We start from the raw sequence: 16,773 nt of genomic DNA, 5'->3' as shown, positions 1-16,773 counted from the left end.
GGGAAAGCTTTGGAACGGATGCTTGAAAAACAGTATGATTTCGTCGTCGTTGGGGGCGGACTCGGTGGAATCTGCGCCGCCATAGCGGCGGCCAGAGGCGGAATACGGACTGCACTCGTACATAACCGGCCGGTACTGGGCGGAAATGCCAGTTCGGAGATGCGTATGCATATCTGCGGGGCGGACCACCATATGAGCCGCCCTGATGCCAGGGAAACCGGCATTTTAGAAGAAATCCTTTTGGAAAACAAACGGCGGAATCCGGAGATGATCTACCCGATCTTCGATGCGGTTCTGTGGGAAAAAGTCCATTATCAGGAGAAGCTGGAACTCTATCTGAATACACAGATGACGGATGTGGTCTGTGACGGGGAGAAAATTACGGCCATCTGCGCGGAGCAGCTGACGACCGAAAAGAAGTTTTATATAAAAGCGAATATGTTTATGGACGGAACGGGTGACGGTGTTCTCGGAGCGAAGGCCGGAGCTGAGTACCGGATCGGCAGGGAAGCAAAGGGGCAGTACGGTGAGGAATTGGCGCCGGAGGAGGGGGATCACTGTACCATGGGAAATTCCCTGATGTTCTCCGCACGTGATATGGGCCATCCCGTCCCATTTGTCAAGCCGTTCTGGGCGAACACCTATACAGAAGAACAGTTGAAATTCAGGGATCACTGCGATGTGACCTCCGGATACTGGTGGATCGAGCTGGGAGGCGGTGTGAAACGTACAATTGAAGATGCAGAACTGCTCCGCGATGAGCTGTTAAAGGCTGTCTACGGTGTGTGGGACCACATAAAAAACGGCGGCAGCCACGGCGCGGAATGTATGGAACTGGAATGGGTTGGCTTCCTTCCTGGAAAGCGGGAGAGCCGCCGCCTCATTGGTGATTACGTGCTGACAGAGCATGACTGCCTGGGGGAACAGGATTTTCCCGATACCGTTGCATACGGCGGGTGGCCCATGGATATCCATACTGTCGAGGGCTTTTTAAATGAAGAGGATGATCCGACGGTCTGGAACAAGGTAAACGGGATCTATCCGATTCCATACAGATGCCTGTATTCCAGGAACATAAAGAATCTGTTTCTGGGCGGAAGGGCCATAAGCTGTACCCATGTGGCATTTTCTTCGACCCGGGTGATGGCTACCTGCGCTGTAGCAGGCCAGGCGGCGGGAGTGGCGGCAGCGATAGCTTTGAAAAGGGGCTGTACTCCATCCGGTGTTCTGGAGTTTATAGATGAACTGCAGCAGGAACTGTTAAAGCAGGACTGCTATCTGCCTGGGGTGAGGAACACAGACCCCAAAGATCTGGCAAGAACGATGAAGGTGAGTGCTTCGAATCAGACAGAGGGCTGTCCGCCGGAGAATGTGGTAAATGGAACTGCAAGAAGTGAAGGCGGGGCTTCCAATTGCTGGAGAGCGCCTATAGAAGGAAAGCCGGTCATCACGCTCACGGCAGAACAGCCGATGCTGGTGAAACAGATCAGGTTGACACTGGATTCCAATTTAAGCAGGGAGATCACACCTTCGATTAACCGTGCGGTCCTGGGAAGACAGGAGATGAATCCGCCGTCGGAGCTGATCAGGAAATTTACTGTGGAATTTTTTCTAAACGGAAATTTCGTTAAAAGGCTCAGCAGGGAATCCATGGGCCAACGGCTTCAGATCATCGGATTAGAAGACGAAATACGGTGTGACAGCGTCAGTATCAGAGCGGAGTCGACGTACGGAAGCCCTCTGGCCTGTATTTTTGAAATTCGCCTGTATGACGGGGAAGAATGCGAAAAATAACAAAATGGTATGGTCTGCCCTGAAACTGTGATATCAGGACGGCACCATACCATTTTTTTTCGGTGGAACCATTACAGCGTGTTCGCTCGATCTGCGACATTTTTGTTGAAATTAATCACCTGATGCTCATAGGTTGCGCCCATCAGCGGAGAGGTGATAATAAAATCCGCGGTCGCCCTGGTATTGGCGATGGGAATATCATAAACCTGAGCGATACGGAGCAGGGCCTTCACATCGGGGTCGTGGGGCTGTGCGGTCAATGGATCGGAGAAGAAGATGACCAGGTCAATTCTTCCCTCCACGATTTTTGCGCCGATCTGCTGGTCACCGCCTAAAGGACCGCTGTTGTAGCCCTTCACCGACAGGCCCGTCTGGTCTGTGATCATGCGCGCTGTGGTGCCGGTTCCGCATAAGGTGTGCTGGCTTAAGATGTCTTTATGTTCCTTGCACCACTCGATGAGGGAATGCTTTTCATTGTCATGGGCGATGAGAGCAATATTTTTCTGTTTCTCCAGTGTCAGTGTGATAAAATCTTCCTGTATCATAAGATTCCTCCTGTAAAATATAGATTCTGATGTCTTATCTGGTGGTATTTTCCTTTTTCAAACTCCCTTTTATCATAAATGATTTTTAAACAATTGAATAGTGTAAAATGGTAAAATTCTTTAAAAGAATGGAATTGTAAGGGGATATCAACCGGTATTGTAGGAAAGATTTAAGGAATTCAGGAGTTATTTGCCCGGAATCTATGCTATACTTAATATATCAAAATTGAAGATGCTTGCGGAGGTGGGAGAAATGAAGAGTATTAAATGGAAGATTCTGAGAAGAATCGGGGCGTTTGTTCTGGCAGCCGCGCTGGTGGCCGGTGGACAGCCCTTCTGTTCCTGTGCGGACGAGGCTGCGGCAGAAGAAGAGATCGGACCGGGAATCATCCCAAAGGTGAATCCGGAGGATTTGACGCTTCTGGTGGTGAACTACAGCGCCTATCAGGACAGCGTGGGCTGGAGTGAGGTTAAGGCCGACAACGACCCGCTGAAGGTTCAGACGGGAAGCTTTGCCAGCGCCATCCGCATGACGGTCTCCGGACAGCCGGAGGTCCTGAAGGGAACGCTCGCCTATCAGGTGAATATCATCGGCAAGGGCTGGCTTGACTGGGAAGAGAATGATGTGGAGATCGGAGCGGCTCCGGAACAGCTTCCGATTGAGGCGGTTGCCATGAAGTTTACCGACAGACTGGCTGAGTATTACGATATCTATTATTCCGTATGGGAAAATGGCGCATGGACCGAATGGGCCATGAACGGCGCAGCGGCGGGAGCGGAAGGCTCCGGTATCCGTGTGGAAGGCTTAAGGGCCGCGGCTGTGATCAAGGGGGCCGCTCCGCCGGAGATAAAACCGGAGGGAATCGATCCTGCGAAGCCCATGGTGGCCCTTACTTTTGACGACGGGCCAAGCACGCCTGTGACCACGAGGATCTTAAACAGCCTGGAAGCGAATGGAGGCCGGGCCACCTTTTTCATGGTGGGCAACCGTGTCCCCGGAACGCAGGCGGTGGTTCAGCGCATGAATGCCCTGGGCTGCGAGGTGGCAAACCATACATATGAACACAAGTACTTAACAAAGGTGGGGGACTCAGGAATCCGTTCTCAGGTAGGGCTGACGAATCAGAAGATCGCCGAGGCATGCGGCGTGACTCCGACTCTGGTAAGACCGCCGGGTGGCTTTTATAATCAGGCGTCACTGGACACACTGGGCTCCATGGGAATGGCGGCTATTATGTGGGACATCGATACGCTGGACTGGAAGACGAGAAACGCGCAGAACACGATCAATGTTGTATTGAATCAGGTAAAGGATGGGGATATTGTGCTGATGCATGATATTTACAGCACTTCGGCGGATGCCGCGGAGGTGATTATTCCGGAACTGGTGAACCGGGGATATCAGCTGGTGACAGTCAGTGAGATGGCCCAGTACCGGGGCGGAATTCAGGCCGGACACGTATATAATCGTTTCCGGCCCTGAGAATTTAGTACTAGTACAGCATTCACTGGAACTTGCGCAACGCTGTACTAGCTTGGTATAATGCTCTGAAGTGAATACGTAATGGATAAGTCTTTTCTGGAATACGCTTTTTTAAAATTCTGGATAATCCGCTTTAATACCATCTCTCCGTTTTCATAGGTGGCTGTCGGAAGCAGCATAAGGTACTGGCTGACGCTGTACCGGCTGTAGATGTCGCCCCGGCGGAGAGAGGTGCGGATGGACTCACCCAGCTCATCCATGGCCCTCGTCTGTACGGAGGGCTTTAATAATTCTCCCTTTAAGTTGCTGATGGTGATCAGGCATAAGAAGATGGAGTCGCCGGTACGCTCGATGGCGCGGGTCTCCAGCTGATAGACATCCCGGAATACGGAAGGTTCACAGCAGAATGCGCCTTTTTCCTTGGCTCCTTCCATCAGTGTCTCCTGGATCGTGCTTAAATCCATGGTGATGCCGTGCTTCTTGTCGCTGATCAGCTTATAAAGCTCTTTAAACCGCGCGGACGGAGTGATGGCGAACTCATTATAAAACATGTCATTGACATGCTGATAGTGTTCCATGGCCATATACTGATTGCCGCTCTGGTAGAGGGCGTAGATCAGATAGTAATGGGCATCCTCCTCATACTGGTCGATCGCGATGGCCTGCTGGCAGACGTCGATGATCGTCGGATAATCCTTCTGCTCATCAAGCAGCAGCAGTGTGCGGTGAATCAGGTTCTGATAGAGGGTATGGTAATACGTATGGATCGGTACGACCCAGGATTCCCACTCAGATTTTGGAAGAAAATTACCCTTATAGATGGCTACCGCCTCCAGACAGAGGGAGAGGCATTCCTCGCTGTTTATATCCGTCGCTTCGGAACGAAGGCATAAATCCTCAAAACGATCCGTGTCGGTGATGGTAGTCAGTTCTTTGGTCCAGCCGTAGGCCTTCCTGTTCTGAGTAATTAAGTCCTGAGGCGGAACTCCCAATGGCTCTAAAAGCTTCCTGACACGGAACATCAGGGTCTTCAAAGCGCCGGCCGGGTTATTGCTGGCCTCATCCTTCCAGAATAAATCGATCAGTTCCTCAACCGGGATGTTTCGGTCGCGGAAGGTAATTAAATACTCTAACAGGCTCCAGGGCTTTTTGGACTGATTGTTCCGGTCCATGATCGTCTGGCTGCCTATCGTTATGGAGAATTCCCCCAACATATTTACATATATGATTTCATTCTTGTTATTCATGAGTATCTCACACTCCCATTTTCTAATATTAGTATAAAGAATAAAAGGAAAAATGTCCAGTACTGCTTGTGAAACATTTTAAATATGAAGGGTGGGAGCGGAAAAAAGATTGAGATTTCACCAGAAATCATATATACTGTAGGAAAAAATACATAAAACCGAAGGAATGTGACAGTATGAAGAAAAAACGTATTGCATCGGTCCTCCTACTGCTGGCCGTGGTGCTGGCGGCGGTAGCGGGAATAAAAACTTATGTGGATTACCAGGTGCGGGCTGCGGCTGAGCGTGAGTATGAGAGTCTTGCGGAAATGGCCAGAGAGACAGAAGCACCGACCGAGATTTCGACCGAGGCCGAGACGGAAGAGACAGAGGCGCCTTACGTGTCGCCCATCCAGTTTGACGAGCTGCGAAAGATCAATCCGGACATCGTAGGTTGGCTTAAAGTCGAGGGGACTGAGATCGATTACCCTATCGTCCAGACCGGAAATAACGAAACTTACTTAAATACGGACTTCGAGGGCAAAAAAAGTGTGGCCGGAGCCATATATCTTGATTATGAGAGTGAACCTGATTTTTCCGGCAGGCATAATATAATTTATGGGCACAATATGAAAAATGGAAGCATGTTCAAAGACATCGTAAAGTATAAGGACGAGGAATATTTCAAGGAACATCAGGATATCACCGTCTATACTCCGGAGCGCGAATACCATTTACGCCCCATGTCTGTGCTTTACACGGAACCGACCGGCATGAGACGGAAGACGAAGTTTGCCACGGAGGAGAGTTTCCAGGCGTATGTGGAAGAGATGACGAAGGGCTGTGATTTTGCACAGATCCCGGAGAAACCGCTGGAGCAGCTCTGGTCCTTCATCACCTGCAGTTATGAATTTAACGACGCCAGAACGATTCTGTACGCATATGAGGTCGCGGAAGAATAGTCTCAGCGGCGGTCTGTAAAATTATAACAGTTCAGACGTGGATCGAAATAAGAGAAACTTAATTGAAAAATGGGAACATGTGTGCTATAGTACATTCTGATTCTGGAAAATCAGTTAGCAGTACTCGTATTGAAAAGAGGAGATAAAAATATGGGCAAGTATTTTGGAACTGACGGTTTCCGAGGGGAAGCCAACGTAACGCTGACAGTAGAAGATGCTTTTAAGGTAGGACGGTTTCTGGGCTGGTACTACGGACAGAGGAAGAAGAGCGATGTATGCAGGATCGTCATCGGAAAAGACACGAGAAGAAGCAGCTACATGTTCGAGTATTCCCTGGTGGCGGGATTAACCGCATCCGGAGCGGATGCCTATCTGCTTCACGTAACGACGACTCCCAGTGTGTCTTATGTGGTCCGCACAGAGGATTTCGACTGCGGCATCATGATCTCAGCAAGCCATAATCCTTATTACGACAATGGAATTAAGGTAATTAATGGAAACGGAGAGAAGCTGGAAGAGAGCGTAATCGTTGAGATCGAGAAATATCTGGATGGGGAGACTCCTGAGGTTCCGCTGGCTAAACGGGATAAGATTGGAAGAACCGTTGATTTTGCCGCTGGCAGAAACCGCTATATCGGATACTTAATTTCCATTGCTACCCGTTCTTTTAAGAATAAGAAGGTGGCGTTAGACTGTGCCAACGGCAGCGCTTCTGCTATTGCCAAGAACGTGTTCGACGCTCTGGGAGCGGAGACTCATGTAATCAGCAACAGTCCCGACGGCCTGAATATCAATACAAACTGTGGTTCTACCCATATCGAGGTACTGCAGGAGTTCGTGAAGGAGATCGGAGCCGATGTGGGATTTGCCTACGACGGCGATGCGGACCGCTGTATCGCGGTAGATGAGAACGGAAATGTCGTGGATGGCGATGTGATCATGTTCGTCTGCGGCAAGTACATGAAGGAGCAGGGCGCGTTAAAGAATAACAAGGTGGTTACCACCATCATGTCCAACTTCGGCCTATACAAGGCGCTGGACCGCGAGGGAATCGGCTATGAAAAGACGGCGGTCGGTGACAAGTATGTTTACGAGAACATGGTAACTTATGGAAACTGTCTGGGCGGCGAGCAGTCCGGCCATATCATATTCAGCAAGCATGCCACCACGGGCGACGGCATCTTAACGTCCTTAAAGGTGATGGAAGTCATGCTGGAGAAGAAGGAGAGCCTGGCGAAGCTGGCTTCTGAGATTGAGATTTATCCGCAGGTGCTTAAAAATGTCCGCGTGAAGGATAAAGCAGCGGCTCAGGACGACTCCGTGGTGAAGGCAGAAGTTTCCAGGGTGACGGAAGCTCTCGGAGACAGCGGAAGAATCCTGCTTCGCCAGTCCGGCACGGAGCCGGTAGTCCGTGTCATGGTCGAGGCGGCCGATTTGGAGACGTGTGAGAAGCACGTGGATCAGGTGATCGAAGTGATGAAACAGCAGGGGCACATCCTGTAAGCGCATGTGACCGGAGGGGCGGTGCCCCGGAGGCCCGCGGCCCGGGGGAGAGGAAGAAAAAGTTTGTTCCTCTCTTCCGGGCCGCGGGCTTTCTGTTTTTCCGGGAAGTGGCCTGATTTTAACAGATTTTAGCCGAGAACTCCCCCGTCCTCTTAGGCGGTGGGGTGAATCGGCTTCGGTTGTAAGGTGTGGTTACGTTCTTTGTAACTATATCGCAACAGCCGATAAACAAAGCTTGAATAGAACGGATAAAAAAGGTATTATATAATGGAGTTGGACAATAATGCGCACTCAGTATTCTTGCGGCATTATCACCCGGTTCTTGTTGTAAAATAGCGGAGAAAAGTCTTTGATGATATTGTTTACGAAAGAACAAAATCCATTTTTGAGTATATTGCTCCTAAATATCATAACACATTGATGGAATGGAATCATGACCATGTGCATGTGCTTGTGCTTTTCCGGGCACATCCTAAATCTGAAATCAGCAAATTCATCAATGCCTGTAAAAGTACATGCGGCAGGCTGATTAAGAAAGTGTTTCCGAGCATAAAGACAAAGCAGTGGAAAGAGTATTTCCGGAGCCAGAGTTTTTGCCTTATTACAGCAGGCGGTGTACCGCTTTCTGTCATAAAGCAATCCATAGAATCGCAGGGAGGTAAGCAGAGCCGGCAGATAACCAATGCTTACGATGCCGTTGTGGTGGAAAATCTTAACATGAAAGAAATGTATGAGGCATTACGGTTTGGAAAATCTGTTCACGATAATGGATGGGGGAGGTTTATCCGGTTCCTGCAGTACAAGCTGACAGAAGCAGGAAAACAGCTTGTAAAAGTAGATAAATGGTTTCCGTCAAGCAAAACCTGTTGTGTGTGTGGAAAGAAAAAAGATGAACTTGCCTTGTCAGAACGAGTGTATCTATGCGAGTGCGGGAACATCATGGACAGAGACCAGAATGCAGCAATAAACATAAGGCAGGAGGGGCTAAGAGTGTTAGGCATAGCCTGAAACCTTATAGCAACCGTGGGACACACGGGGATAGCTTGTTGATACTGTCGGGATTACCCGGCTTGAACAGGAAGCCCCCACTTCAAGAGAAAATCATCCAGTGAATGATTTTCTCTAAGTGGGGGGAGTATGTCACATTGTAAACGGGCTCAATTCATGATATGATAGGTAGTGCTATGAAGGATGCAAATGTTGAATGCATATGGAGAAAGGCCATTGTTTATGGATAATAAAGACTTTTTAAATTTAGGAGATCAAATCAGGGATTCTGTGCAGGATGCCATAGATTCCATGGATTTTAAACAATTGAACAGAACGATTTCGGACACGGTGAATTTCGCGCTCGATGAGGCCAGAAGCCAGATGCGGGGAGGGATGGACGCAGCCCGAAGGATGGATACCGGCAGCAACGGACGAAAAGGACAGGGCACAGGGCCGGATACAAACGCAGGCGCTTATGATACGGCCGCAGCTGCGGACGCAGGAAGATATGCGGGGAGAGACCGCGGCAGCTGGACGGGATCGGCAGCCGGCAGCGGCCGTACCGGGGAAAGAAGGCGGACAGGCTATGAGAGCCGCCGCTACACCACGGAGAGAACCACCACACGCGCGGAAAGTCCGGGGTACCGCGCCTTTCAGACCAGCGAGACGGCAGGAGAAGACCAGAGGGCATACCGCGTTAGAAAAATGGCTCCCAGCCCGGTTGCCATAAAACTGAATCAACCCGGGCGCATTTCCGGGATTCTGTTTACTGTGTTCGGTGGAATCGGGCTGGGCGTGGTTGGAATCCTGTTTCTCGTGACATGGATTCTCGCCCTCGTGGTAAAACCATTTTGGGGAGCTATTCTGGGATCGTCAGGACTTCTTCTGGTGCTGGGCTGTGTCTTCGGCACCATGCTGGGGACCGGCATCTCAACGAGAGGCCGTTTAAAACGGGCCGGCCTCTATTTAAAGCAGGCGGGCAGCAGGATGTTCTGCGATATCGAGGAGCTGGCGCGCAGCATTGGGAAGTCAAAAAGATTCGTTGTCCGTGATTTACAGAAGATGATTGAAAAGGGGATTCTGCCGGAGGCCCATATCGATGAGCAGAAGACCTGTCTGATGTTAAACGAAGAGACGTACAAACAGTATTTAAGCGCCCAGCAGTCCTTAAAACAGAGGGAGAAGGAGATGGCTCTTCTGGCTGAATCGGAAAAGAAGCAGAAGAAGAGTACAGCGGCTCCTGAAGGAAAGAAAAAGGTAGAGGAAGATGAAAAACAACTTCCGGAGGGCTTAAGAGAGATGATGGCCCAGGGCCATGAGTATTTAAGAATTCTGCGGGAAGCCAACGATGCGATTCCGGGAGAGGCGATATCCGGGAAGATATCCAGGCTGGAGAATGTCATCAGAAGAATCTTCGAGACAGTGGAGCGTCAGCCGGACCAGATGGAGGAGATGGAGCGTTTTATGGAGTATTATCTCCCAACCACGGTGAAGCTGGTAACTGCGTACCGCGATTTCGACAGAATTGAGATAGAGGGCGACAACATCGTCTCGGCGAAGCATGAGATTGAGGAGACTCTGGATACGATCAATACGGCGTTTGAGCGCCTTCTGGATGATTTATACCAGGACGCGGCGATTGACATCACCACTGACGCATCCGTGCTTCAGACGATGCTGAAAAAAGATGGATTCGCAGAAAGCGATTTTAGTAAAAGCGACTTAACAGGAGGGAAGAATCATGAGTAAAGACATCGAAACGATGATAAACGAGGCGCCGGTGCTGACCCTGGACCCATTCAGCACATCGGCGCTTCCGGCGGAGAGCAGCCAGGCGGTGCCTGCGGAGATGAAGGAAGAGAGCTTGACAGAGTCCATTCCCGAGGCGGAGCTGACACCGGAGGAGCGAAAGATGATCGACAGTTTCGCGGCGAGAATTGATTTGACGGATTCCAACCTCGTGCTTCAGTACGGAGCGGGAGCCCAGAAAAAGATCGCCGATTTCTCTGAGGCGGCGCTGGATAACGTTAAGACAAAGGATTTGGGCGAGATCGGCCAGATGTTAAGCAGCGTGGTGACGGAGCTTAAAAGCTTCGAGGCGGAGGACGAGGATAAGGGCTTCTTCGGCTTCTTTAAGAAGAGCTCAAACAAGCTGGAAAGCATGAAGGCAAAATACAACAAGGCTGAGATCAATGTGAATCAGATCTGCAAGATTCTTGAGAACCATCAGATTCAGCTTTTAAAGGATATTGCGCTGCTGGACAAGATGTACGACTTAAACACGACTTACTTTAAGGAACTGAGCATGTACATTCTGGCGGGCAAGAAGAAACTGAATGAGGTTCGCGGAAGCGAGCTGCCGGCTCTCATGGACAAGGCTCATAAGACCGGCCTTCCGGAGGATGCGCAGGCGGTCAACAATATGGCGTCTCTCTGCAACCGGTTTGAGAAGAAGATCCATGATCTGGAGCTGACACGTATGATCTCCATTCAGATGGCTCCTCAGATCCGTCTGGTGCAGAATAATGATACACTGATGTCGGAGAAGATCCAGTCGACCATCGTCAATACGATCCCGCTCTGGAAGAGCCAGATGGTTCTGGCTATCGGAATCAACCATTCCGAACAGGCAGCCAGAGCCCAGAGAGAAGTCACCGACATGACGAATGAGCTGCTGAGAAAGAACGCGGAGGTCTTAAAGACGGCTACCATCGAGACGGCCAAGGAGTCGGAACGCGGAATCGTGGATATGGAGACCCTTAAGATTACCAATGAATCCCTGATCACCACGCTGGACGAAGTGGTCCGTATACAGACGGAAGGCCGCCAGAAGAGGAGAGAGGCGGAGACGGAGCTGGCCCGTATGGAAGGCGAATTAAAGCAGAAGCTTCTGCAGCTGAGCAATTAAACTTAACGAAGATTTTTGTTGTAACTCAATTCTGAACGTGCTATAATAGTATAACACTTTACCTCGGCAAATTCCGGGAGGGTGATTCTTATAGTAAAGGAATGATGAAGATGGGGTTAGACCTGTAAAAACCACGTTGTTCATTGTCAAGAAGTATAGCGTGATTTATCGACTCCAAAGCCCTGGATGAAGATAAAAGGGAATGAATCGAATAAAAATTATAATTTGGAGGAGAAAGACATGTTAAACTATCAGAGATATAAGCGGGTACCAGTAATCAATTATCCGGAGAGACAATGGCCGTACAAAGAGATTGAAAAAGCACCGATCTGGTGCAGCGTTGACTTAAGAGATGGAAACCAGGCGCTCATTGAGCCCATGGTTGTGGAAGAGAAGATTGAGATGTTCAACCTTCTTGTGAAGCTTGGTTTTAAGGAGATTGAGATCGGATTTCCGGCCGCTTCCCAGATTGAGTTTGATTTCTTAAGACAGCTCGTAGAAAGGAAACTGATTCCTGATGATGTGGTAGTCCAGGTTCTGGTTCAGTGCCGTGAGCATCTGATTAAAAGGACATTTGAGGCTATTCAGGGAATTAAGAAGGCGATTGTACATATTTATAACTCCACCTCTACTCTGCAGAGGGATGTGGTATTTCACAAGAGCAAAGAGGAGATCAAGGACATTGCCGTAGAAGGCACAGAGATGGTAAAGAAGTACATGGACGGGTTTGACGGGGAAGTGATCCTCGAATATTCACCGGAAAGCTTTACCGGAACGGAACTTGATTTCGCGCTTGATATCTGTACGGCAGTACAGGATACATGGGGAGCGACTCCCGAGAAGAAGATCATTATCAATCTTCCTTCGACCGTGGAGATGACGACTCCTAACGTTTACGCAGACCAGATTGAGTGGATGGATCGTCACTTCAAGAACCGTGACAGCATCATTTTAAGTGTTCATCCCCATAACGACCGCGGTACCGGTATCGCGGCCACGGAGCTTGCGCTCCTGGCAGGCGCTGACAGGGTGGAGGGAACTCTGCTCGGCAACGGCGAACGGACCGGCAACGTGGATATTCTGACCGTGGCATATAATATGTTCTCCCAGGGCATCAATCCGGAGTTAAATCTGGAGAATATCCGCGAGATCGTGGACGTATGTGAGCGGTGCACCAAGATGGAGGTCGAACCGAGACATCCGTACGCAGGAAAGCTCGTCTTTACCGCGTTCTCCGGTTCCCATCAGGATGCCATCAACAAGGGCATGCAGGCCATGCACGAGAGAAACCAGGAACACTGGGAGGTTCCGTACCTTCCGATCGATCCGGCGGATATCGGCAGACAGTACGAACCAATCGTGCGCATCAACAGCCAGTCCGGCAAGGGCGGCGTGGCGTTCGTCATGGATACATTCTATGGTTTCAGGCTTCCGAAGGGAATGCACAAGGAATTTGCCGATGTCATTCAGGCAATTTCTGAGAAGCAGGGTGAGGTTGCACCTGAGCAGATCATGGATGAGTTCAAGAGAAACTACAGCGAGCGCAAGGAACCGATCCATTTCCGTAAGTGCCAGATTACAGAGGCCGAGGATGATACCGAGTTCTCAACACTTGCCAAGGTCCGTTATACCGACCACGGCGTGGAGAAGGTCTTTGAAGGCGTCGGAAATGGTCCTATCGATGCGGTACAGAAGGGACTTGAGAAAGAGCTGGGAATTGAAATCCGGGTACTGGATTACAACGAGCACGCACTTACTTCCGGTTCAGGAGCACAGGCGGCTTCCTATATCCACCTGCTGGATGTGAAGTCCGGACGCGCCACATACGGCGTGGGTATCAGCTCCAACATCACCAGAGCCTCAATCAGAGGTATCTTTAGTGCGGTGAACCGTCTGTTTTATTAAAAAGAAACGAAATAGCAGCAGGGTTGCTGCAGAATGGCTGAGTGATCAGTTGTTTTGCAGTAGCCCTGCGAGACTTTAAGAGTAAGCGATAGCCGTCGCTTCGCAGACGCATATCTGACGCGGATATCAGGCACTATTACTCAGTTATTTATGCAATGCTGTACTAGCCGGATTTAGCGCGCAGTTCGCTATGGGTCGGATATGCATGGAGGGCAGAGCTGCCCTTATAATCCAGGTCAGGAGTCACCAGGAGAAGCTTTGATTCGTACTCCATCCATTCATGCAGAGGAGAAGGAACCAGAATATCGGAAAATTTGCTTCCATCCTCCGTAATCAGTGTGATCCACACGATTGTGCTGGCCTTTGACCGGAAGTAACGTTCTTCTTTTTTCCAGACACAGATGGCATTCTGTACGTACAGCATGTTCTTCAGAAGCCGGCATTTTTGCAGATATGCATTACAGCAATACAGGCCATAAAAGATCGATATAGAAAGGTTGCCAAATATGTAGGGAGATACGGCAGGTGCGGTACTGCCCGCCATGATTAAAGAATTTATCAAAAGAAAGGCTGCAAAAGCCCAGTACAATCCCATGACATATCTGTGTTTCAGTATTTGTTCTTCCATCCTGCATATATGATAATATTCATTTCGATGGATAGGTCTCCACATATCACTTACCCCCAAGAATGGGAATCATATCAACAGTATTCTTTCGCATAATAAGGTCTCCTTAATAGTTAATAAGTTTATTATGCAATAAAATGGCTAATAATGGAAGCATTAATGTTATTACAGATGGAAAATGCAGCAAATGATAAAACTTTTGGAATTGAAGTAAAGCTGGCAGGTCCGAAGGTAAAACAGCACAGTTGCTGTTGGCTGACGGAAAAGTAGAGGCTGTATATTTCCTAAAGGGAGATGCTTATGGGGGGATAGCGGGCAGAAAAATCACAGTGTCTGTTTATCTGGCTAACAGAGTGAAGTTTGATTATCAGAGAGATGATAAAAACCAGAAGCAAGGCGGATATTAAAGCTGAGGATCAGAGTACCGGAGAATTGGAATGAAATATAATGCAGAGACTGCGGCAGCCTGTTAGGAAAGGCGCCGCAGTCTTGCTGTTATTGCTCTGGAATATGATCCAAGGTGTATGTTTGTTTACTTTAACGGATACTCTGTACCGTTGACTGAAATGGACTGTATCTCGGATACCAGGATAATCCGGCCGAATTCACCGGCTATTGCAAGCTTTCCGCTGGGATTTCTCTGCCCGTATGTGGTGGTGACAAGCGGTCCGGTCATAGGATCTTCTCCGATGACAACGCCGCCGCCTCCGGTTATTGTACCGCCTTCGCCGGAGTCGAAGGACATGGGCGTGATTAAATCTTCCTGTGATCCGTCCTTAAAGGTAAGGCTGATGGAAGGCGTGGGAAGCCCACCGGAGGCAGCGCCTTCACTTCCAATTACCAGGAAGCCTAAGGGGGAGATCTGGAGCGTCTCAATCGTCAGACTGTTGTCGATGGCCTGATTGATGGTAAGCTCTGCAGCGGCCGCTGAGCCTTTGATATCCGATTCCAGAGTCAGGTTTCCCAGACTTTCGGACAGGGAGACTTTGATATTCCAACCGGTACAGTCGGTTAGGGAATCCAGCTGAATGTGGTAATAATGCTGGCTTTTCGATGAAAATTCCGTCAGTTCCGTGCAGGTAAAGGCCATGGTTTGTTCCTCCTGCTCAGAACCGGAGACGGGAGGCTGAAGCTCTACCTGGAACAGATTGAAAGGATCTGTTTTTTCGATGTCTTTGTCGGCCTTGCCGGATACGGTCTTCAGCGATACAATAAGGTTGATCTTGTAGCCGTCTGTCAGCATGCTGTCCAGCGCCATTTGCCGGGTGCCGTCCGTGACGGTGATTTCAGGTGTCAGAATATCCTGTCTGGCATTGTCAACCGTGTCTCCGTAGATGGAGCGGAAATACTCGAATCCTCCTGCCATGGCAAACGCAGTCGTTGCAAACAGGCAGAAGACAGCGGCGATCGCCGCAATTTTCCATGCCTTCTTTTTCATATTTACTCTTTTCCCGGCTGGTGCGGCCGTTTTCTGTTCTGGATGCAGCTTCTGAAATACGATATCTTCTATTCGCTGCTCCGAGGGGTGTAAGTCTGTCATATTGGTCACTTCCAGGTCTTCCATATATTGCGGGTTCATCCGGGAACATAAATCACTGATTTTTATCTTTTTATTCATATTGATATCCCCTTTCTTCAAAGATCCCTTTTATCCGTTTGCGGCACCGGTGCAGCTTTGTGCGGATTGTCGACTGGTTCATGGCCAGCCGTCTGCCGATGGCCTCGATGCGCTCACCCAGAAAGTAAAAACGGATAAAGATTTCCCTGTCTGGCTCGCCGAAGGCCTCCACTGCCGAATTGATAATCTGTGTCTGTTCCCGTTTGATGGCCAGTTCATCGGGATTTTCCCCGGCCTGCAATGTGATGATGTCATCGTCGAAGGGAAGGGCAGCTTCTCCGCGCTTTCGCAGTCTGCTGATCGCTGTATTGCGGGCGGCCTGAGCCAGATAGGGGCGCAGCGGCCTGTCCTCCATGAGGCCGGCCGCATGGTTCCAGACGGACAGAAACACATCGGCGGACAGTTCCTCCACATCCTCCACGCTCAGAATCCCCTGGGAAATGTTGCAGACAATAGCCGCTACATAGCCGGAATACTGCTTCATTAACTCCCGGAGGCCGTCCTCCTCCCTGCGCTTTAGCTTTTGGATGATTTCGTAGTCATTCATGATATCCTCCTTTTTATGTATCTCACCTATCAGTACGCAGTCTGTCAGAAAATGTTTCAGTTTATTCAAATTTTTTATTTCCGCGCAAGGCAGAAACGCAGAGACCGCGGCAGCCTTCCGAGAAAGGTGCCGCGGTCTCCAAATGGGTTAGCTGATCCAGGGCCTGTTTGATAATTCATTTCTGCCATCTGCACGCCCCATTTTGCGGTATATTTACCCCTCATTCGGTCAACGTAGCCCACTACGCGTCCCTTATTCGGGGCAAATCTCCCACAAAATGTGACGCACATCTGACAGAAAGCAATTTTCAAACATGCCCTATAGCGGATAGATGTTCAGCCGTTTTATTTTGCCGTTCTCATCCGTCTCGGATAAGAAGGCGGTAACCGGTACGACGTGATCGTGGTAGGTAATAAAGTACCATACGGTATTATCCCCCACGTATTTTACACTGTGAATGGGAAATGGTCCCCCGTTGAATCCGAATTTGTGGTGGAACATCATTTCCACGGCCATCCTTCCTTCCAGGTGGATGGTGTCCATGCCGGCCTTTATAACGGACGAATCGTGAAGAACACCGTACTCATTAAACAGATCGGCCAGTGCCACTTCATCGCCCTTTTTCATGCATTCAATATACTGCTCTAAGATTGTCATCGCTTTA

Annotated in this window: 16 protein-coding genes and 1 pseudogene; 10 read left to right on the top strand and 7 right to left on the bottom strand. The window is 49.5% G+C overall.

From position 1 onward, the window contains the following. Positions 1-18: 18 nt before the first annotated feature. Positions 19-1,794, top strand: coding sequence for an FAD-dependent oxidoreductase (locus tag M1L66_RS29520; RefSeq protein ID WP_434694351.1), 1,776 nt, complete (start codon positions 19-21; stop codon positions 1,792-1,794). A gap of 71 nt (positions 1,795-1,865) precedes the next feature. Here the strand turns inward: M1L66_RS29520 and M1L66_RS29515 are convergent, their stop codons facing one another. Further along, positions 1,866-2,339 carry a methylglyoxal synthase gene (locus M1L66_RS29515; RefSeq protein ID WP_002604825.1) on the bottom strand — a complete coding sequence of 158 codons (474 nt, stop codon included), beginning with the start codon at positions 2,337-2,339 and terminating at the stop codon, positions 1,866-1,868. A 253-nt stretch (positions 2,340-2,592) separates the two neighbouring features. Between M1L66_RS29515 and M1L66_RS29510 the strand changes: the two genes are divergently transcribed. Further along, positions 2,593-3,822, top strand: a complete 1,230-nt coding sequence (locus M1L66_RS29510) for a polysaccharide deacetylase family protein (RefSeq protein ID WP_434689178.1) — start codon at positions 2,593-2,595, stop codon at positions 3,820-3,822. Between the two features lie 47 nt (positions 3,823-3,869). Here the strand turns inward: M1L66_RS29510 and M1L66_RS29505 are convergent, their stop codons facing one another. Continuing rightward, positions 3,870-5,069: a BTAD domain-containing putative transcriptional regulator gene (locus M1L66_RS29505; protein ID WP_187020218.1), complete on the bottom strand. Its 1,200-nt coding sequence runs from the start codon at positions 5,067-5,069 to the stop codon at positions 3,870-3,872. Between the two features lie 176 nt (positions 5,070-5,245). On the opposite strand from M1L66_RS29505, the gene srtB reads away from it, so the two are divergent. The 7 genes and pseudogenes from srtB (at position 5,246) to leuA (ending at position 13,316) form a co-directional block, all read left to right on the top strand. Further along, entirely contained in the window at positions 5,246-6,010 is a 765-nt protein-coding gene (gene srtB / locus M1L66_RS29500) for a class B sortase (RefSeq protein ID WP_434689176.1), read from the top strand. Between the two features lie 150 nt (positions 6,011-6,160). Beyond that, positions 6,161-7,513 (top strand): phosphoglucosamine mutase, encoded by a 1,353-nt coding sequence (glmM, locus tag M1L66_RS29495; protein ID WP_187020214.1) that lies wholly within the window; start codon positions 6,161-6,163, stop codon positions 7,511-7,513. Between the two features lie 267 nt (positions 7,514-7,780). Next, positions 7,781-8,170 (top strand): annotated as a pseudogene (gene tnpA, locus M1L66_RS29490) (IS200/IS605 family transposase); the annotation flags it as partial. A 60-nt stretch (positions 8,171-8,230) separates the two neighbouring features. Next, positions 8,231-8,521: an RNA-guided endonuclease InsQ/TnpB family protein gene (locus tag M1L66_RS29485; protein ID WP_434694350.1), complete on the top strand. Its 291-nt coding sequence runs from the start codon at positions 8,231-8,233 to the stop codon at positions 8,519-8,521. Positions 8,522-8,743: 222 nt separating this feature from the next. After that, positions 8,744-10,252 carry a 5-bromo-4-chloroindolyl phosphate hydrolysis family protein gene (locus tag M1L66_RS29480; protein WP_434689174.1) on the top strand — a complete coding sequence of 503 codons (1,509 nt, stop codon included), beginning with the start codon at positions 8,744-8,746 and terminating at the stop codon, positions 10,250-10,252. Beyond that, a complete protein-coding gene (locus tag M1L66_RS29475; protein ID WP_434689172.1) occupies positions 10,245-11,411 on the top strand; it encodes a toxic anion resistance protein in 1,167 nt (388 codons plus the stop codon). Before M1L66_RS29480 ends, M1L66_RS29475 begins: the two co-directional genes overlap by 8 nt. Before the next feature lie 240 nt (positions 11,412-11,651). Further along, positions 11,652-13,316 carry a 2-isopropylmalate synthase gene (gene leuA, locus M1L66_RS29470; RefSeq protein WP_187020208.1) on the top strand — a complete coding sequence of 555 codons (1,665 nt, stop codon included), beginning with the start codon at positions 11,652-11,654 and terminating at the stop codon, positions 13,314-13,316. 163 nt (positions 13,317-13,479) lie between these two features. Here leuA and M1L66_RS29465 read toward each other — a convergent pair whose 3' ends face one another. From M1L66_RS29465 to M1L66_RS29450, 4 genes are all read right to left on the bottom strand, one after another. Then, positions 13,480-13,878 (bottom strand): hypothetical protein, encoded by a 399-nt coding sequence (locus M1L66_RS29465; RefSeq protein WP_434689170.1) that lies wholly within the window; start codon positions 13,876-13,878, stop codon positions 13,480-13,482. A 598-nt stretch (positions 13,879-14,476) separates the two neighbouring features. Beyond that, positions 14,477-15,562, bottom strand: a complete 1,086-nt coding sequence (locus M1L66_RS29460) for a DUF4179 domain-containing protein (protein ID WP_187020204.1) — start codon at positions 15,560-15,562, stop codon at positions 14,477-14,479. After that, positions 15,555-16,109: an RNA polymerase sigma factor gene (locus M1L66_RS29455; RefSeq protein WP_434689168.1), complete on the bottom strand. Its 555-nt coding sequence runs from the start codon at positions 16,107-16,109 to the stop codon at positions 15,555-15,557. The genes M1L66_RS29460 and M1L66_RS29455 overlap by 8 nt, the downstream gene beginning before the upstream one ends. A gap of 74 nt (positions 16,110-16,183) precedes the next feature. Continuing rightward, a complete protein-coding gene (locus tag M1L66_RS29450) occupies positions 16,184-16,399 on the bottom strand; it encodes a DUF6783 domain-containing protein (protein WP_349768885.1) in 216 nt (71 codons plus the stop codon). On the opposite strand from M1L66_RS29450, the gene M1L66_RS29445 reads away from it, so the two are divergent. Then, positions 16,319-16,495 carry a DUF6783 domain-containing protein gene (locus M1L66_RS29445; protein ID WP_349768884.1) on the top strand — a complete coding sequence of 59 codons (177 nt, stop codon included), beginning with the start codon at positions 16,319-16,321 and terminating at the stop codon, positions 16,493-16,495. The genes M1L66_RS29450 and M1L66_RS29445 overlap by 81 nt on opposite strands. Here M1L66_RS29445 and M1L66_RS29440 read toward each other — a convergent pair. Next, the gene (locus M1L66_RS29440) at positions 16,428-16,766 is read right to left on the bottom strand and encodes a hypothetical protein (protein ID WP_002604815.1); all 339 of its coding nucleotides are present in this window, start codon (positions 16,764-16,766) and stop codon (positions 16,428-16,430) included. The genes M1L66_RS29445 and M1L66_RS29440 overlap by 68 nt on opposite strands. Between the last annotated feature and the right edge of the window lie 7 nt (positions 16,767-16,773).

The sequence above is a fragment of the Hungatella sp. SB206 genome (assembly GCF_051132295.1).
In the GTDB taxonomy this organism is placed as follows: Bacteria; Bacillota; Clostridia; order Lachnospirales; family Lachnospiraceae; genus Hungatella; species Hungatella effluvii.
The sequence above is the reverse complement of the archived record's forward strand: the minus strand, read 5'-3'. Positions and strand labels throughout refer to the sequence as shown.

Coding starts and splice junctions, on each gene's coding strand:
- M1L66_RS29520 (WP_434694351.1), top strand. CDS start 19: ATGCTTGAAAAACAGTATGATTTCGTCGTCGTTGGGGGCGGACTCGGT.
- M1L66_RS29515 (WP_002604825.1), bottom strand. CDS start 2,339: ATGATACAGGAAGATTTTATCACACTGACACTGGAGAAACAGAAAAAT.
- M1L66_RS29510 (WP_434689178.1), top strand. CDS start 2,593: ATGAAGAGTATTAAATGGAAGATTCTGAGAAGAATCGGGGCGTTTGTT.
- M1L66_RS29505 (WP_187020218.1), bottom strand. CDS start 5,069: ATGAATAACAAGAATGAAATCATATATGTAAATATGTTGGGGGAATTC.
- srtB (WP_434689176.1), top strand. CDS start 5,246: ATGAAGAAAAAACGTATTGCATCGGTCCTCCTACTGCTGGCCGTGGTG.
- glmM (WP_187020214.1), top strand. CDS start 6,161: ATGGGCAAGTATTTTGGAACTGACGGTTTCCGAGGGGAAGCCAACGTA.
- M1L66_RS29485 (WP_434694350.1), top strand. CDS start 8,231: ATGAAAGAAATGTATGAGGCATTACGGTTTGGAAAATCTGTTCACGAT.
- M1L66_RS29480 (WP_434689174.1), top strand. CDS start 8,744: ATGGATAATAAAGACTTTTTAAATTTAGGAGATCAAATCAGGGATTCT.
- M1L66_RS29475 (WP_434689172.1), top strand. CDS start 10,245: ATGAGTAAAGACATCGAAACGATGATAAACGAGGCGCCGGTGCTGACC.
- leuA (WP_187020208.1), top strand. CDS start 11,652: ATGTTAAACTATCAGAGATATAAGCGGGTACCAGTAATCAATTATCCG.
- M1L66_RS29460 (WP_187020204.1), bottom strand. CDS start 15,562: ATGAATAAAAAGATAAAAATCAGTGATTTATGTTCCCGGATGAACCCG.
- M1L66_RS29455 (WP_434689168.1), bottom strand. CDS start 16,109: ATGAATGACTACGAAATCATCCAAAAGCTAAAGCGCAGGGAGGAGGAC.
- M1L66_RS29450 (WP_349768885.1), bottom strand. CDS start 16,399: ATGTGCGTCACATTTTGTGGGAGATTTGCCCCGAATAAGGGACGCGTA.
- M1L66_RS29440 (WP_002604815.1), bottom strand. CDS start 16,766: ATGACAATCTTAGAGCAGTATATTGAATGCATGAAAAAGGGCGATGAA.